Source organism: Carboxylicivirga fragile, from assembly GCF_050589805.1.
Classification (GTDB): Bacteria; Bacteroidota; Bacteroidia; order Bacteroidales; family Marinilabiliaceae; genus Carboxylicivirga; species Carboxylicivirga fragile.
In genome coordinates this window covers 1-16,392 of sequence record NZ_JBNGOY010000054.1, presented here as the reverse complement: position 1 = coordinate 16,392, position 16,392 = coordinate 1, and the positions used below count along the sequence as shown (strand labels likewise).

The 16,392-nt window shown below is 38.0% G+C and carries 13 protein-coding genes; 6 read left to right on the top strand and 7 right to left on the bottom strand.

The window, feature by feature from the left end; translation table 11 throughout:
* Nucleotides 1-19: 19 nt before the first annotated feature.
* The 7 genes from ACRD7B_RS19245 to ACRD7B_RS19215 all read right to left on the bottom strand — a co-directional run bounded on the left by ACRD7B_RS19245 (nucleotide 20) and on the right by ACRD7B_RS19215 (nucleotide 9,240).
* Nucleotides 20-1,084: a sulfatase family protein gene (locus tag ACRD7B_RS19245; protein ID WP_430826269.1), complete on the bottom strand. Its 1,065-nt coding sequence runs from the start codon at nucleotides 1,082-1,084 to the stop codon at nucleotides 20-22.
* Nucleotides 1,085-1,146: 62 nt separating this feature from the next.
* On the bottom strand, nucleotides 1,147-3,276 hold the full coding sequence (locus tag ACRD7B_RS19240) for a Tex family protein (RefSeq protein WP_430826268.1): 2,130 nt from the start codon (nucleotides 3,274-3,276) through the stop codon (nucleotides 1,147-1,149).
* A gap of 95 nt (nucleotides 3,277-3,371) precedes the next feature.
* Entirely contained in the window at nucleotides 3,372-4,616 is a 1,245-nt protein-coding gene (locus ACRD7B_RS19235) for a DEAD/DEAH box helicase (protein ID WP_430826267.1), read from the bottom strand.
* Nucleotides 4,617-4,636: 20 nt separating this feature from the next.
* Complete coding sequence (locus ACRD7B_RS19230) at nucleotides 4,637-5,824, bottom strand: class I SAM-dependent rRNA methyltransferase (RefSeq protein ID WP_430826266.1); 1,188 nt, start codon at nucleotides 5,822-5,824, stop codon at nucleotides 4,637-4,639.
* 10 nt (nucleotides 5,825-5,834) lie between these two features.
* A complete protein-coding gene (locus ACRD7B_RS19225; protein ID WP_430826265.1) occupies nucleotides 5,835-6,431 on the bottom strand; it encodes a 3'-5' exonuclease in 597 nt (198 codons plus the stop codon).
* A 22-nt stretch (nucleotides 6,432-6,453) separates the two neighbouring features.
* The gene (locus ACRD7B_RS19220) at nucleotides 6,454-7,080 is read right to left on the bottom strand and encodes a DUF5063 domain-containing protein (RefSeq protein WP_430826264.1); all 627 of its coding nucleotides are present in this window, start codon (nucleotides 7,078-7,080) and stop codon (nucleotides 6,454-6,456) included.
* 147 nt (nucleotides 7,081-7,227) lie between these two features.
* Nucleotides 7,228-9,240 (bottom strand): RecQ family ATP-dependent DNA helicase, encoded by a 2,013-nt coding sequence (locus tag ACRD7B_RS19215; protein ID WP_430826263.1) that lies wholly within the window; start codon nucleotides 9,238-9,240, stop codon nucleotides 7,228-7,230.
* A 213-nt stretch (nucleotides 9,241-9,453) separates the two neighbouring features.
* Here ACRD7B_RS19215 and guaB point away from each other — a divergent pair, with 213 nt between their 5' ends.
* The 6 genes from guaB to ACRD7B_RS19185 all read left to right on the top strand — a co-directional run bounded on the left by guaB (nucleotide 9,454) and on the right by ACRD7B_RS19185 (nucleotide 16,254).
* Complete coding sequence (gene guaB, locus ACRD7B_RS19210; RefSeq protein ID WP_430826262.1) at nucleotides 9,454-10,923, top strand: IMP dehydrogenase; 1,470 nt, start codon at nucleotides 9,454-9,456, stop codon at nucleotides 10,921-10,923.
* A gap of 166 nt (nucleotides 10,924-11,089) precedes the next feature.
* Nucleotides 11,090-12,988, top strand: coding sequence for a peptidylprolyl isomerase (locus ACRD7B_RS19205; RefSeq protein ID WP_430826261.1), 1,899 nt, complete (start codon nucleotides 11,090-11,092; stop codon nucleotides 12,986-12,988).
* Between the two features lie 62 nt (nucleotides 12,989-13,050).
* The gene (locus ACRD7B_RS19200) at nucleotides 13,051-13,917 is read left to right on the top strand and encodes a hypothetical protein (protein ID WP_430826260.1); all 867 of its coding nucleotides are present in this window, start codon (nucleotides 13,051-13,053) and stop codon (nucleotides 13,915-13,917) included.
* Between the two features lie 154 nt (nucleotides 13,918-14,071).
* Nucleotides 14,072-15,427: a peptidylprolyl isomerase gene (locus ACRD7B_RS19195; RefSeq protein ID WP_430826259.1), complete on the top strand. Its 1,356-nt coding sequence runs from the start codon at nucleotides 14,072-14,074 to the stop codon at nucleotides 15,425-15,427.
* 181 nt (nucleotides 15,428-15,608) lie between these two features.
* On the top strand, nucleotides 15,609-15,920 hold the full coding sequence (locus ACRD7B_RS19190; protein ID WP_430826258.1) for a DUF2752 domain-containing protein: 312 nt from the start codon (nucleotides 15,609-15,611) through the stop codon (nucleotides 15,918-15,920).
* Nucleotides 15,913-16,254: a TM2 domain-containing protein gene (locus ACRD7B_RS19185; RefSeq protein ID WP_430826257.1), complete on the top strand. Its 342-nt coding sequence runs from the start codon at nucleotides 15,913-15,915 to the stop codon at nucleotides 16,252-16,254. Before ACRD7B_RS19190 ends, ACRD7B_RS19185 begins: the two co-directional genes overlap by 8 nt.
* Nucleotides 16,255-16,392 lie beyond the last annotated feature (138 nt).

The following is a 16,392-nucleotide window of genomic DNA, read 5'->3' as shown; positions in this document are numbered from 1 at the left end:
TTTTATTGGATTCTCCTGTCTAGATGTCCCAAACACTCTTACCATCAAATACATTTTGAGGAAGTGAACTACCGGTTATTTCAGCAATTGTCGGCAAGATGTCAATATTCATCATTGGGGTTTCAATGTTTCTTCCTGGTTTTATCTCATCTGGAAAATAAATAATACACGGCTCCCTTTGCCCACCTTCAAGTGCCGTACCTTTTCCTTCTCTTAAAGGATAGGCACTACCAGCGTGTGTTCCATAATTTAACCATGGGCCATTATCAGATGTAAAAATAAGGAGGGTATTATCTTCAATTTTTAACTGTTTTAATGTTTCCATTATTTGACCGACAGACCAATCAATCTCCATAATAACATCACCATATAAACCTCTTTCTGATTTCCCCTTAAATTTATCCGAAACATATAATGGCACATGCGGTTGTGGGTGTGCAACATACAAAAAGAACGGCACATCTTTGTTGCGTTTAATGAAATCAACGCTCCGTTCAGTAATCTGAGTCGTTAGCAGGCTTTGATCAGTCAAAGTGTCAATTATGGTTTCATTTTCAAATAATGGTAAGGGAGGAAAATCAAATATGGGACCTTGCTGAGGGTGCATTGGCCACATGTCGTTGGAGTATGGAATCCCAAAGAATTCATCGAAGCCATGGTTTAATGGCATAAAATCCGGATGATCTCCCAAATGCCATTTACCAAAAATTGCAGTATTATAAGCCTTAGCTTTTAACATCTCAGCAATGGTCGTTTCCGACAAACTCAAGCCATGTTTGCTATCGGGCATAAAGGCTCCATGTATACCTATTCTATTAGGATAACAACCCGTCAATAGCCCTGCACGAGAAGCAGAACATACGGCTTGAGCAGCGTAAAAATCTGTAAGTCTGATTCCACCTTTTGCCAATTTATCCAGGTGAGGCGTTTCAATATCCGGGGAACCAAAACACCCAAGGTCCTGATACCCCTGATCATCAGTGAATATGATAATAACATTAGGCTTGCCACTTTCCTTCTCATGCTTTTGTGAACAAGAAACGACAAAAAAGAAAGTCAGAATAAAAACTAAACACTTGGTCATATCAAATCATTTTTCAAACAGCAATATACCGCAATGATTAGATACTTGAAATAATTTACCTTCTAATTGAGTCCCTTCATCGACAATTGAATACGTTTACGCTGGCGATCAACTTGAATGACCCTTACTTTTACGTGCTGCTGTAATTTAACAATCTGGTTAGGATCGCTCACATATTGATTGGCTAATTGAGAAATGTGCACCAAGCCATCCTGTTTTACACCAACATCAACAAAGGCACCAAAATTGGTAATATTAGTAACGATTCCAGGCAACTCCATACCATCGTGTAAATCATCAATGGAAAAGATTCCTTCGGCAAATTCAAAGGTTTTAATCGTTTCACGAGGATCGCGGCCTGGCTTATCTAGCTCCGACATGATATCATTCAATGTAGGCAAGCCAACTTTATCGGTCACATAGGCATTCAAATCAACCTTTTGACGCAAAACCTTATCAGCAATAAGGTCAGCTACTTCACACTTTAAATCCTTTGCCATTTGTTTGACAATACGATACGACTCTGGGTGAACCGCTGTATTATCCAAAGGATTATTAGCATTAGCTATTCTTAAAAATCCTGCACTCTGTTCGTAGGCTCTGGCACCCAAACGCGGTACTTTCTTTAACTTATCACGTGAATCAAATGCACCATTCTCACTTCGGTAATCTACGATATTCTGAGCCAACTGAGGTCCCAATCCTGAAACATAGGTTAATAGATGCTTACTCGCTGTATTAAGGTTAACCCCAACCTGATTAACACACGATTCAACAACTTGATCTAAAGATTTTTTTAATTGATTCTGATCCACATCGTGCTGATACTGTCCAACACCTATGGATTTTGCATCAATCTTAACCAATTCTGCCAAAGGATCCATCAAACGTCGACCGATGGAAACAGCTCCACGCACTGTTACATCGTAATCAGGAAACTCTTCGCGAGCTACTTTACCTGCTGAATAAACCGAAGCTCCATCTTCGCTCACTACAAAAATTTGCACCTCATGTTTAAATTTCAAACCTTTCGCAAAAGCTTCTGTTTCGCGCGAAGCTGTGCCATTACCAATGGCAATGGCTTCTATTTTATGCTTTTCAACCAAGCGCGTGATTGTATCGCTCGATTTTTGATATTCGTTTTGAGGCTGGTGAGGATAAATATTACAATTCTCCAATAAGCCTCCGTACTGATCGAGACATACTACCTTACAACCACTTCTGTAACCAGGGTCTAAAGCCAAAACACGCTTCTGCCCAAGGGGCGAAGCCAATAATAACTGACGTAGGTTATCAGTAAAAACCCGAATGGCTTCGGTATCTGATTTCTCCTTAAACAAATTCGAAAATTCCGTTTCAATGGAAGGTGACAATAAGCGTTTGTAGGCATCGGTTATAGCATCCTGTACCTGACCAGCCGCCTCTGTATCGCTTTTTACAAAATAACGATCCAATCGATCCAAGGCATTTTCAGCATCAGGCCCAATACTAAGCTTCAAGAAACCTTCTTTCTCTCCACGGCGCATAGCCAAATATCGGTGCGATGGGCATTTTTTCAATGGTTCACTCCATTCGAAATAATCGCTGTACTTTGCCGCTTCTTCCTCTTTTCCTTTGGCAACTTTTGAAGTAATAATAGCCTCTTTTTCAAACACAGATCGCACTATTTCGCGCCCTACCCGATGCTCATTAACCCATTCTGAGATTATATCGCGTGCTCCTTGTAGAGCATCACTCACAGTTTCCACTTCACCTTTGACGAAGGCATTGGCTTTTCCTTCAACATCGTTCTCATATTGTTTCATCAGAATCTTAGCCAAAGGTTCCAAACCTTTTTCACGAGCTTTAACAGCACGCGTTTTACGCTTTGGTTTGTAAGGCAGATAAATATCTTCAAGTTCTGTTAAATCGTAGGTTGACTCTATCTTTTTTCGAAGCTCATCACTTAGCACACCTTGCTCATCCATCGATTTTAGGATGCTCTCTTTCCGCTTTTCAATTTCCTGAAGCTTCTCATAGCGCTCCTTCACGTTTGCAATATCCAACTCATCCATACTGCCAGTCATTTCTTTGCGATAACGACTGATAAATGGAATGGTAGCTCCTTCATCCAAAAGCGTTAACACATTAGAAACACTCGTCTTTACAAGACTTAACTCCTTAGCGATTAGATCAACAAACAAATTTTGCATTGAATAAAAATATGAGAATTAACAATAGTACAACCATCCATAAACTAGATCAGCTTGTGAAAATAGTAAACTTAAAGAGGAGCTAAAAGATTTTCTTAGCTCTTGTTTCCTCCTTTATTGGTTCGCGGCTTTTTGTTGAAGCTACGTTTCTTATTGTAACCACCTTTGCGCCCCCGACCTTTTTTTAAGGCACCAGGATTGTACTCAGGAGCATCACCAATATGCGGAGGTAATGGAATTTTATAAACTTCCTTTTCGATAAGTTGCTCTATCTTATGAAATTCAAGCACTTCCTTATCATTTATTAAAGTTATTGCTACTCCTTGCGTTTGCGCACGAGCAGTTCTACCCACGCGGTGTACATAATCTTCAGCGTCGCGTGGTACATCAAAATTGATCACCAAATCGATCTTTTCAATATCAATACCACGAGCAATAATATCGGTAGCCACAATTATTTGAACCTTCCTATTTCGAAATTCCCGGAGCACATCTTCACGCTCAGCCTGTTCTAAGTCAGAATGAATATCTTTGGCATTAAAACCATTGCTTCTCAAAGAACGAGCAATCTCCTTGGCTTTTATTTTAGTTGAGGCAAAAACAATAATACTTGGTAAATCTTTATCTTTCAATAAGTCATTTAACAAAGCTACCTTTTGTGTATCATACACCATGTAAGCCGCTTGCAATATACCTTCCGCTGGTTTACTCATGGCGATATTCACCTCATCAGGGTCTTGCAATATATTTTTAGCTAACTCTCTAATTTTTGAAGGCATTGTTGCCGAAAACATAAGCGTTTGACGCTCTTTAGGCAAGAAAGTAACCACCTGCATAATATCTTCGAAAAAGCCCATGTCTAACATGCGATCTGCCTCATCTAAAATCAAATGCTGAAGCGTATCCATTTTTACATAACCCATGGTCAGATGCTGTATCAATCGACCAGGAGTCGCAATCACAATATCAGCCCCGGTGGTTAAAGCATTTTTTTGGCGGTTCCATTCATCCTTATCATTACCACCATAAATAGCAGTTGACGATACATCAAGAAAGTAACCAAATCCTTCCATTTGCTGATCAATTTGAATTGCCAACTCACGCGTAGGAACAATGATTAAAGCATTTATTTTATTATGCCCATCTCGTACTAGCTTATCTAGTACAGGCAACAAATAAGCAGCTGTTTTACCCGTTCCGGTTTGCGCAACGGCAATCAGATCTTTACCCTCCTTAATAATTGGGATGGTTCTCTCCTGAACAGGTGTTGCTTTTTCAAAACGCATGGAATCCAATCCATCTAGCAACTCATTGGAAAAATCAAATTCTTTAAACTCCAAGATTATCTTTTTAGTAATATTTAATCTACATAAACTACCAGTCCCTTAAGGTATTCTCCCTCGGGATGGTAAATATCAACCGGATGATCAGCAGGTTGAGTTAATTGCTGCAATATACGAACTTTTCGTCCCGCACGCGCTGCCGCCGAAAACACCATTGTTCTGAATTGCTCTTTTGTTATTACCTGCGAACATGAAAAGGTAAACAGAATGCCGCCCTTCTGAATTTGCTCCATAGCCTTGGCATTAAGGCGTCGGTAGCCCTGAAGTGCATTTTTTACCACATTCTGGTGTTTGGCAAAAGCAGGCGGATCCAATATAATCAGATCATATTGATCTTTTGTTTCTCCCAAGTACTTAAAAGCATCTTCGGCAAAGGCCTGATGACGTTCATCTCCCGGAAAATTTAATTGCACATTATCGTTGGTTACCTGTATGGCGCGCTCCGAACTATCAACCGAATGAACCAGCTTAGCATCTCCACGCATGGCATAAAAGGAAAAACCACCTGTATAGCAAAACATATTCAAGACCTTACGTCCTTTGCTATAGCGCTCAATGAGAGAACGATTTTCGCGTTGATCAACAAAAAAACCAGTCTTCTGTCCCTTCTCCCAATCCACGTGGAATTTTAAACCATTTTCAAGGGCAATCTTCTCTGGCTTATCTCCGTAAATATACCCATTGGTAGCATCCACATATGCTTTATATGGCAATGTTCCCTCCGACTTAGCATAAACTGATTTAAGCTTATCGCCCAACACATCTTTCAGTACATCAACAATTACATCCTGAATACGGTACATACCAACCGTATGCATCTGAACAACTACAGTTCCATTGTAATAATCTATAATTAAGCCAGGCAGATAATCACCTTCTCCATGTACTAAACGATAGGCATTAGTCTGTTCATTTTCAGCCAAACCAATGGCCTTACGAAGATCATATGCTTTCTGAATTTTATTTCGCCAAAAATCATAATCCATCTCAACCTGTTCGAAGGATAATACCCGAACTGAGATGGAACCAATAATAGAATGACCTAAGGCAAGGAAATTTTCGTTACTATCCAGAACTTCCACAAAATCACCTTCCATCAATTCACCCTTAATCTTCTTAATGGCGCCCGAGAATACCCAGGGATGAAAACGATTTAAACTTTGTTCTTTACCTGCTTTTAAAACGAGTTGAGGCAATTTTGCCATAAATCAAATTCTATAAAGTTTGAACTTCACATTGCGGAAATTCCGCTGTAAGTTTATTAAATAATTCAACCCCCACCCATGCATCGGTAGCAGCATAAATAACCTGACTATCGGTTAAGTGAGGAGCTTCCCAGTTGGATAAACGCTGTCGCTTGCTTATGCGGAAGTTTAATACAATTCCAGCCAATTTACGCAAACTCATATCTTCTATCCCCACATCTTTCACATAATCCTGCAGCTCAACAAAACCAGCATGACTAAACCCTTCTAAACGCTGTAAGCCTTTTATATCATCTCTTAAAGCAACACCAACCTTTTGAATTTCCGGATTCTCCATTAAACGTATCAAAGACGGATGTAATCCTGTTTTATTCAATCGGAATAAATAGCCCTTTTCTGGCGATGCAAACTGCAAAAGCGATACTTTATTAATCTTTCCTTTTTGAAAAGAAGGTTTCGTTTCCGTATCAAAACCAATAACAGAACATTGCTCAAGCTCTTTTACTTGCTCCTCAATCTGGCTTTCATCTTCTACAACTACCACATTTCCTTCGAAATGATGTAATGGCAATAAACTTAGTTCCTCCTTCGATATGGTTTTTTGCATTAACTAGTGTCTTTTCAATTAACTAATCTTCCTGTTCTTCTTGCCAATCCTTCTGCATGCGACTAACGAACCAATTATCTGTTTTTCGCTCCTTTTGTAAAGTCTCTTCTCCCTCCTCTTCTTCCAAATCTTCTTCACCATAAAGCACTGCGTGCAATGCACGTAAGGTGTTCACAATCCGTTGCCCCCAGTACATTTCAAAATCTTGCTGAACAACAGCTAAGGCATCGTTCATTATTTCAACCGCTCCAATTCGATAGGCCGAAATAAAATCCTTAAGATCTTGATATATATCTGCAATATCCTCGGCAATAAATGCGATAATTGGCGTATCGCTACGTTGCATATCAGCGGTGAATACTTCTAAATAATCATTAAATCGCCCTAACTTAAAAGCGACTGAAGCTTGTACCTGCTCATAAACAATTTCATCAACTGTTTTTTCAATAGGTTCGTCCAGCTCAACTTCTATCTTTGGCAAAACAGCAGCTTTAATATATATCAAAGGAATAATTCGAGTTGCAACCGTTACAAAATCAGTGCGCGAATAATGTTCGCACCCTTCAATAAATGTACAAAACTCCTTGGCTACAGTAACAAATTCAATTACATTCTTGGAATAAACAATGTGCTCTAAAGGCTCTTCCATATACGACTATTATTCAACCCCTCTTAAGTCAATTATTGATTTTATTAATCGCCAAAAGTAACAAAAAAAAAGCAGATTAGGTGCATGCCGATGGTTGTCATTTTCAATCCTTATCAATGCTGACTTTAAAGTGATTTAGTCACGTAATTAATTGCGCCACCATTCGTACATGCCATCTTCCGAAACACCAATTATTTCATATTCTTCGAGCCATCTTACTACCTTTTCCAGCTCATCCGAAGGCACTTTAACTTTTTCCTTCAATTGATTAAGAGACATTGGATTTTGCTTAAGTATACTTTCCAGTTCATTCTGTACTTTATCAAAATCGCTTACCGATAAATCAGTTTTCTTAATCTCCAGACAGACATCGCAATGCCCACAATTTGTTAAATCAGTTTGTCCAAAATAACTTAACAAAAGCTTACTCCGGCAGATATGATTGTAGGTTCCATAATCGATAACACTTTGAATCCGCCCTTCGTATTTTTCTTTACGATCTTGATAAACCGCTTTTCTTAATTCCACATGCCGACCTTCTTCACGCGATGTGGTGTATGTAATAACTGGTGTTTTACGCTGAGGAATATACTTAATCACCTTAAGTTTACTCAAACTAAGCAAGTAATCGTAAATTGCTTTCCTGGTTACATTCATTCGCTTAGCCAACACCTCCTCATTCACCGAAACATACTCGGTAAACAACCCTGTATACGAACGCAATAAAAGCTTCAAAAAACGATCAAAGGTTTCATTAGCAACCTGAAATCTATATAACTCGTCGCGTCGCATTATAAAGTGAACCTTTGAAGCCAAATTCATTTCCTCTGAAAATTCGAGATATCCAGCACGCTGCAATATTTTCAAACTATTATAAACAATCATGATATTCATTTTGTAAGTACTACAAAACAGCCCCATATCAAAATCATAAATCATTCCATAACCACTACCAACCGCTATTTGAAAGAAATTCCCCAAAGCTTCATACACGCGAATAATTATTTCCTTATCCGGAAACGAAAGAGGAATACTTCGCTTTAATCGCGCCTTGTCGTTGTTTGACCACAACATTAATGCGTATGCTTTTTTCTCATCGCGGCCTGCCCTTCCCGCTTCCTGAAAATAAGCTTCTAAAGAATCAGGCGCATCCATATGAATAACTATGCGAACATTGGGCTTATCAATTCCCATCCCAAATGCATTGGTGGAAACTATCACACGTACTTCATCATTTGTCCACATTTGCTGACGCTTATCCTTATATTCCTGAGGCATTCCAGCATGAAACGAACTGGCCGAAACACCATTTTTCAAAAGCATCTCAGCATATTCCTTTGTCTTCTTCCTACTCCTTACATATACAACAGCACTTCCTTTCACCTTCTGAAGCGCACTTAAAAGTTGCTGCTCTTTATCCTCAGCATAACGCACCACATAAATTAGATTATCGCGCTTAAAGCTTTTTTGAAATAGTTTTTTTTGCTTGAAAAGTAATTTATCCTGAATATCATCAACCACCTCAGGGGTAGCCGTCGCAGTTAAAGCTAAAATTGGCGTATCAGGAATTAACTCGCGAATTTCAGCAATCTTCATATAAGATGGCCTAAAGTCATACCCCCATTGTGATATACAGTGCGCCTCATCAATGGCCAACAGTGAAACATTTAACTGAACCAACTTATCTTTAAACAAATCCGTTCCTAAACGCTCAGGTGATAAATACAAAAACTTAACACCACCAAAAATACAATTATCAAGCGCCACATTAATTTCATCTTTCGACAAGCCTGAATGTATAGCAACAGCTTTAACACCACGTTTTTTTAAATTAGCTACCTGATCCTTCATTAAGGCAATTAATGGCGTTACAACAATACAAACACCTTCTTTAGCCAATGCGGGTACCTGAAAAGTCAAAGACTTCCCACCTCCAGTTGGCATTAAACCAAGTGTATCTTTGCCATCAGCAACCGATTGAATAATATCTTCCTGCAAAGGGCGAAATGCATCGTAGCCCCAATACTGTTTTAATATGTGGTGAAAAACGTTCATATTGCAAACAAAGGTAGCCGAAATTAAAGAAAACGAGCGTAGTATTTTTTTAACATCGCGTTCAAAACAAATATTTTTTAGGCCAATCTCTCCAAATAAGCACACGCGCTATTGTTCAATACAAATCCTACCACAAGAGAAGTAAACCCAAATCTTCCAAGCCTTACAAGCACTTAAAAAAATCGCTTCTCAAAAGCTCCCACCGACCCATTGGTCTAAGTTTATTTTTTAAACCAATATTAACATTTTAAAGCGAAGCAGATGTGTGATTTTTTAGTAGTTTTGCCAAAATTTTTTAATCCCAAAAACAAAGGTTCCATGTCATTTATTGAGGATAAAATCGTTTCCGAAGGTTTAACATTTGATGATGTTTTACTAATACCAGCATACTCACAAGTTTTGCCGAGAGATGTTAAACTTAATGGTCTTTTTTCAAGAAACATTGTTGTTAACACCCCTATTGTATCAGCCGCAATGGATACTGTTACTGAAGCTAGCTTAGCTATCGCTATTGCTCGCGAAGGTGGCATTGGCGTTATTCATAAAAACATGAGTATAAGCCAGCAAGCCAAACAAGTAGTAACGGTAAAGCGTGCAGAAAATGGAATGATTTATGACCCGGTTACCATACTTCAAGGCAGTACGGTTGGACAAGCCTTAGGTTTAATGGCCGAATATAAGATAGGTGGAATTCCAGTGGTAGACAATTATGGATACTTAGTAGGTATAGTTACAAACCGCGACTTACGTTTCGAACCAAACATGGAACGTTCAATTGACGAGGTAATGACCACTGAGAATTTGGTTACAACAAACCAAACTACCGACTTAGAAAAAGCTGCTGCCATTCTTCAACAATACAAAATTGAAAAGTTGCCAGTTGTTGACAACAACAACAAACTAATTGGTTTGGTAACTTATAAGGATATCACTAAGGCAAAAGATAAACCTTTAGCATGTAAAGATGAGAAGGGTCGTTTACGCGTAGCTGCAGGTGTTGGAGTAACATCTGACACATTCGAGCGCATCGATGCATTGGTAGCTGCCAATGTTGATGCCATTGTTATTGATACGGCACACGGTCATAGTAAAGGTGTTTTAGAAACCTTGAAAATAACCAAAGAAAAATACCCAAGTCTTGATGTAGTGGTTGGTAACATTGCTACTGCTGAGGCTGCACTAGACTTAGTTAAAGCTGGAGCTGATGGTGTGAAAGTTGGCATTGGTCCAGGTTCAATCTGCACAACACGTGTTATCGCAGGAGTTGGGGTACCACAGTTATCTGCCATTCACGATGTTTCCAAAGCACTAGAAGGCACTGGTGTTTCTGTTATAGCCGATGGAGGAATTCGTTATTCAGGCGATATCGTTAAAGCGCTTGCTGCAGGAGCACACGCTGTAATGGCCGGTGGTTTATTCGCTGGAGTTGATGAATCTCCGGGTGAGACCATTATTTACAATGGTCGTAAATTTAAAGCATACCGAGGCATGGGATCTGTTGAGGCGATGCAACAAGGGTCAAAAGATCGTTACTTCCAAGATGTTGAAGACGACATTAAGAAATTAGTGCCAGAAGGAATTTCTGCTCGTGTACCTTATAAAGGAACGCTTTATGAAGTAATCTATCAATTGGTTGGTGGATTAAGAGCTGGCATGGGGTATTGTGGGGCCGGAAACCTAGAAGGCTTACACAAAGCTAAATTTACGAAAATTTCAAATGCCGGTATGAGTGAGAGCCATCCGCATGACGTGACCATTACACGTGAAGCACCGAATTATTCTAGATAAAAAAGAGCTTATTATATTATTGCGCCCGTTTCATTTATGATTCGGGCGTTTTTTTATATTATAACAGCTTGTTATAAATTTATCGCGACAAAACATATTTTCTAAAAGTATAATAAACTAAATTTGCGAACGTTAATTAAGGAATAATATAATTGAACAATCTACAATGATGAATACACGTATACTCCTAGCCATTAGTGGCATCTTCTTACTTAATGCATTTTTACCAGTTATTAGCACTGCGCAAGACAACACCTTATTAACCATTGGTGAGAATAACTATTCAATTGAAGAATTCGATTACATTTTTGACAAAAATAATTCTTTGTCGCAAGAACCTTTAACAAGAGAAGAGTACGTACCAATATTTGTTAACTACAAACTTAAGGTTAACGAAGCAATGGCACAAGGCTATGATACGATGCCCAGTTTTAAAAATGAACTAGAGTATTATTACAACGAACTTGCTAAACCCTACTTAACCGACAAAAAGGCCACAGATGCTGTAATAAAGGAGGCTTACGAACATTTACTCTATGAAGTTGATGCCTCTCATATTCTGATTAAATTATCACAATCAGCAACACCAGAAGATACTTTAGAAGCTTATAATCGCATTAAAGCTCTAAAGGAATTAATCACTGACGAAGCATCATTTGCAAAGATAGCCCGCGAACATTCAGAGGGGCCTTCATCCAAAAATGGCGGTCGCCTTGGCTACTTTACCGGTTTCATGATGGTATATCCTTTCGAGAAAGCAGCATTCACAACTGAACCTCAAAACGTTTCCAACATAGTAAGAACATCATTCGGTTATCACCTTATCTATGTACACGACAAGAGAAAAAATCCAGGTGAGATTAAAGTGGCACATATCATGAAGATCATACCTCCCAATGCACCTCTTAATTTAAAGGAACAGGCAAAAACAGACATTGATTCGGTATATTCACAATTATTGGATGGTGCTGAGTTTAGCACTTTGGTTCAGGCGTATTCTGACGACAAAAACACACTTCAAAACAATGGAGAACTACCTTGGTTTGGAACAGGACGCATGGTTCCTGAATTTGCAAAAGAAGCCTTTGCCTTGCAAGATAGTGCACAGATATCAAAACCAATTCAAACACCATTTGGCTGGCATATCATCAAACTTATTGAGAAAAGGCCAATCGCTCCATTAGAAGAACAAAAAGAGGACATTCTACAAAAGATAAAACGTGACGAGCGTGCTTATGCTGGGCAAAAAGCTACCATTGAAAAACTTAGAGCTGAGTACAAACCAAAGTATGATCGTAATTTAATTTTGGACCTTAAAAAAGGTACTGGTAATAAAGAAGCAACTAATATATCGCTCTGTACTTTTGCTGATCAAACCATAAGTAGTGATGATTTCTTAGCGCACCTCGATCGAAGTAGAATTGACATATCGAAGATTAACAATGAAGAAGTGTTAGCTGCATGGGAAAGTTATATGGACACAGAACTGTTGGCATATGAAAAAAGTGTACTAAAAAATAAGTATCCCGACTTTAGGTATCTGATGAATGAATATCACGATGGACTGCTTATTTTTGAGATTAGCCAAAAAGAAATCTGGAACAAAGCTTCAACGGATACATTAGGCCTCTCTGAATTCTTCATCGCCAACAAAGAGAAATATCGTCAGGAAGAGTGCTTTGAAGGCACCTTATATTTTTGCAAGAAAAAGAAAGATTACAAAAAACTTCAACTCATACTATCCGACACCTCAATTATAATGAATGATTCACTCAAAAAGGACATTCAATTATATGCAAAGGTTGAAAAAGGCACATTTAAAAAAGGCCAATACCCACTGTTGGATCAACAAATTTGGGGTTCTGAAAAACAAAAAGCAAAAGATTATAAATATCTCCTTCGCAAGGGTGAGCACATTTTAGAGAGAGAGCGTGAACTTAATGAGGTTCGTGGAATGGTGATGTCGGACTACCAGACAGAATTAGAGAAAAACTGGGTGGAAGCTTTAAATAAAAAATACAATCCGCAGATCAACACAAGAATTATTGAAGAGACCAAGCAATAATTTTTAGAGCTGCAATAGTATTGTATATTTGTGATACAAACTCAAGATTTATGGTTTCCGCAATGAAATATCTGTTCACTAAAAGTAGTATCATAACCCTTTGCATCTTCGCATGCTTTTTATGTTTTTCATGTTCTGAGAACGATAAGCAAGAGAATAATGAACCCATCTTATTGGTTGGAGATAAACAACTAACGAATGGCATGTTGTATAGGGCTATCCCCAATCATCTTTCAGATGAAGACAGTGTTTTCTTTGCTCAGGATTATATTAATCGTTGGATTCGCTCGGAATTACTACTGCGTAAAGCCGAGCTTAATTTAACTCCCGAAGAAAAGGATGTTGAAACATTATTGGATGAATATCGCCGATCGTTATTGGTGCATCAATATCAACAAAAATTATTGGAGCAAAAATTTAGTCCCTTCATAACAGGAAGCGAGATAAGTCAATGTTACGACGAAATGGTCGATAACTTTAAATTAACCGACCCTATTATTAAAGGTGTATTTGTGATAGTTCCAAAAACAGCACCTAATATTGAAACACTAAAAAAACTTTACCGTTCTGACAAGCAAGAGGACATGGTTAAGCTAGAAGCTTATTGTTTTCAGAACTCAAAAAAGTACGAAGTGTTCTTCGATCACTGGCTTCCAATGAAAGAAATAAATAACAAACTACCCGAACCCATTGCTCGCACGGAGCAATTCATTCGTTACAATAAACATTACGAAACTTCCGATTCCTTATTTCACTATTTCTTAGCCATAAAGGAATTTAAATTAAGTGCTGAATTGGCACCAATGGACTATGTTGAGGAAAAAATAAAGGCTATTCTTTTAAACAAAAAACGAATGGCATTTATCAAGCAAATAGAAAGTGACTTGTACGAAGAAGCCCTGAAAGACAAATCCTTAAAGTTCTATTAGATCAAACCATTAATATTTCACTTTTTATCACACCTTGAATCTTGTATTTATGCCATCTCAGGCATAAAAGCTAATCCTTTTTTTTATATTTGCAAGAATCAAAAATCGGCAGGCCTAATAGTGCGTCCGAAATAGCATATACAAAACTGAAAGCATGCGAAGAATATATATCCTAAGTACCCTTATCTTAACTTTATTAGCATCGAATCTATCTATTCATGCACAATCTAATGTAATCGATGAAGTGATTGCTGTGGTTGGTGATAATGCCATTTTAAAATCAGATGTCGAGCATCAATATCAGCAGTCATTAATGGAAGGAGCCAACTTTGCTGGCGACTTGAAGTGCAATATTTTCGAACAGCAATTAATAAGTAAGTTATTACTTAATCAGGCTGAACTGGATAGTATTGAAATTAGTGAAAACGAAGTAGTAAATCAGGTTGATCAACGTATTAACTATTTTATTTCTCAGATTGGAGATAAGGAAAAGTTGGAAGAATATTTTAACAAATCACTTCTGCAGATAAAACGCGATCAAATGGAAATGGTGCGTACACAAATGCTGACGCAAAGCATGCAAGGTGAAATCACCAAAAACATTGCTGTAACGCCAGCTGAAATTAGCGCTTTCTACAGAACAGTAAATAAGGACAGCTTACCAATGATACCAACGCAATTTGAATTGAAACAAATTGTGCTTAATCCTAAAATAGAGCAAAAAGAAATTGACCGCGTTAAAACTCAACTGCGCGATTTTCAACGTCAGATAAATGAAGGACGCGACTTTGCAACGCTAGCTGTATTATATTCGGAAGACAAAGGATCGGCTCAACGCGGTGGAGAATTGGGATGGATGCCACGATCAGGATTAGTTCCTGAATTTGCCAGTGTAGCATTCAACTTACAGGATAAAAAAAGAGTCTCAAAAATTGTTGAGACTGAATATGGTTTTCACATCATTCAATTGATCGACCGTAAGGGTGAGCGCATCAATTGTCGTCACATATTAATTAAGCCTAAGGTAGGTCAAAAAGCCTTGGACGAAACAAAAGCTACACTTGACACCATTCGCGGCTTAATTGCTGACAACACCATTAGTTTTGAAGAGGCTGCATTACGTTTCTCGATGGATAAGGATTCGCGTGTAAGCGGTGGTACAATGCTTAATCCTGAGACAGGAACTAAAAAGTTTGAATTATCTCAAATTCCAGTAGCCATTAATAAGGAGCTTCAAAATATGGAAGTTGATGATTTATCCAACTCGTTTTACATGATGGATGAACGTAAAGGACAAGCCACCTATCGCTTAGTTCTTCTCGAAAAGAAAACAGCACCACACAAAGCGAATAAGCGCGATGATTATCAAATGTTGCAGAATATGTTGGAAAACAAAAAGCGCCAGGAAACATTAGATGATTGGATTAAAGAGAAACAAAGCGATACCTACATAACCATTGATAAGAGCTGGGTTAACTGCGAATTCAATTATAAAGGTTGGATAAAATAATAATTCAGAATAAAACAATAGTTATTAAATAGAGTACTTAATAGGCCGTCGTTAGATCGAAACATTCTGTGTATATAAGTTTTATGGATATGTTAGTATGTAAGCACGTATATCATAAACCTACACGTATATAAGATTAGTAATTTTGAAAAAGATTGCGTATATTTAATACTACTATAAAGTGAGCTATCAATTTAAAAAGCGTCATCTCGAAGCCTATTTTTGGTTGTTAGCTATTGTGCTACTTGCGTTTACCAATCCTGAATTAGACAGTCACTTTTCATTGTGCCTGCTTAAAAATTTAGGTTTCGATTTCTGTCCTGGATGTGGATTAGGACACTCCATTGCTTTTATATTTAGAGGCCGGTTTGCCGAATCGTGGCATACTCACCCTCTTGCTATTCCTGCTCTACTTCTCCTACTCTATCGATCCTATTCATTACTGAAACCTGATATTCATTTTAAATCCTTTAATACCAAAAATTATGAATAGAATTTTTACTCTACTACCTGAAGCTGACACTGAAGAAGCCCTTTTCCTTGAATCGTTTCTTAAGGACGTTAGCGATGAGCAACTACAGAATTTTATATTGGTCTATCGTGGACGAAGAAAAGATCCTCAGACCCTATTAATCATGTCTGTAGTTGGATTATTTTTTCTACCCGGATTGCAGCGCTTTATGGTAAACCAAATTGGAATGGGGATTTTATACCTTTTCACCATAGGTTTATGTTTCATCGGTTCAATCGTTGATTTAGTAAATTATAAAAACATGGCATTTGAATACAACCAGCAAGTGGCCAGAGAAATAAGAGTACTTATCTAAAACCGTTTACTAATTAAAAAATTATAGGTATAAAATACAAAAAGAGGGTGTCCAAAAAGTAAAAATCACAATTAGGTTACTTTTAATTTGTAATCAAATATCCTTTTTTACTACCCCTAAATCCCCTGAAGGGGACTT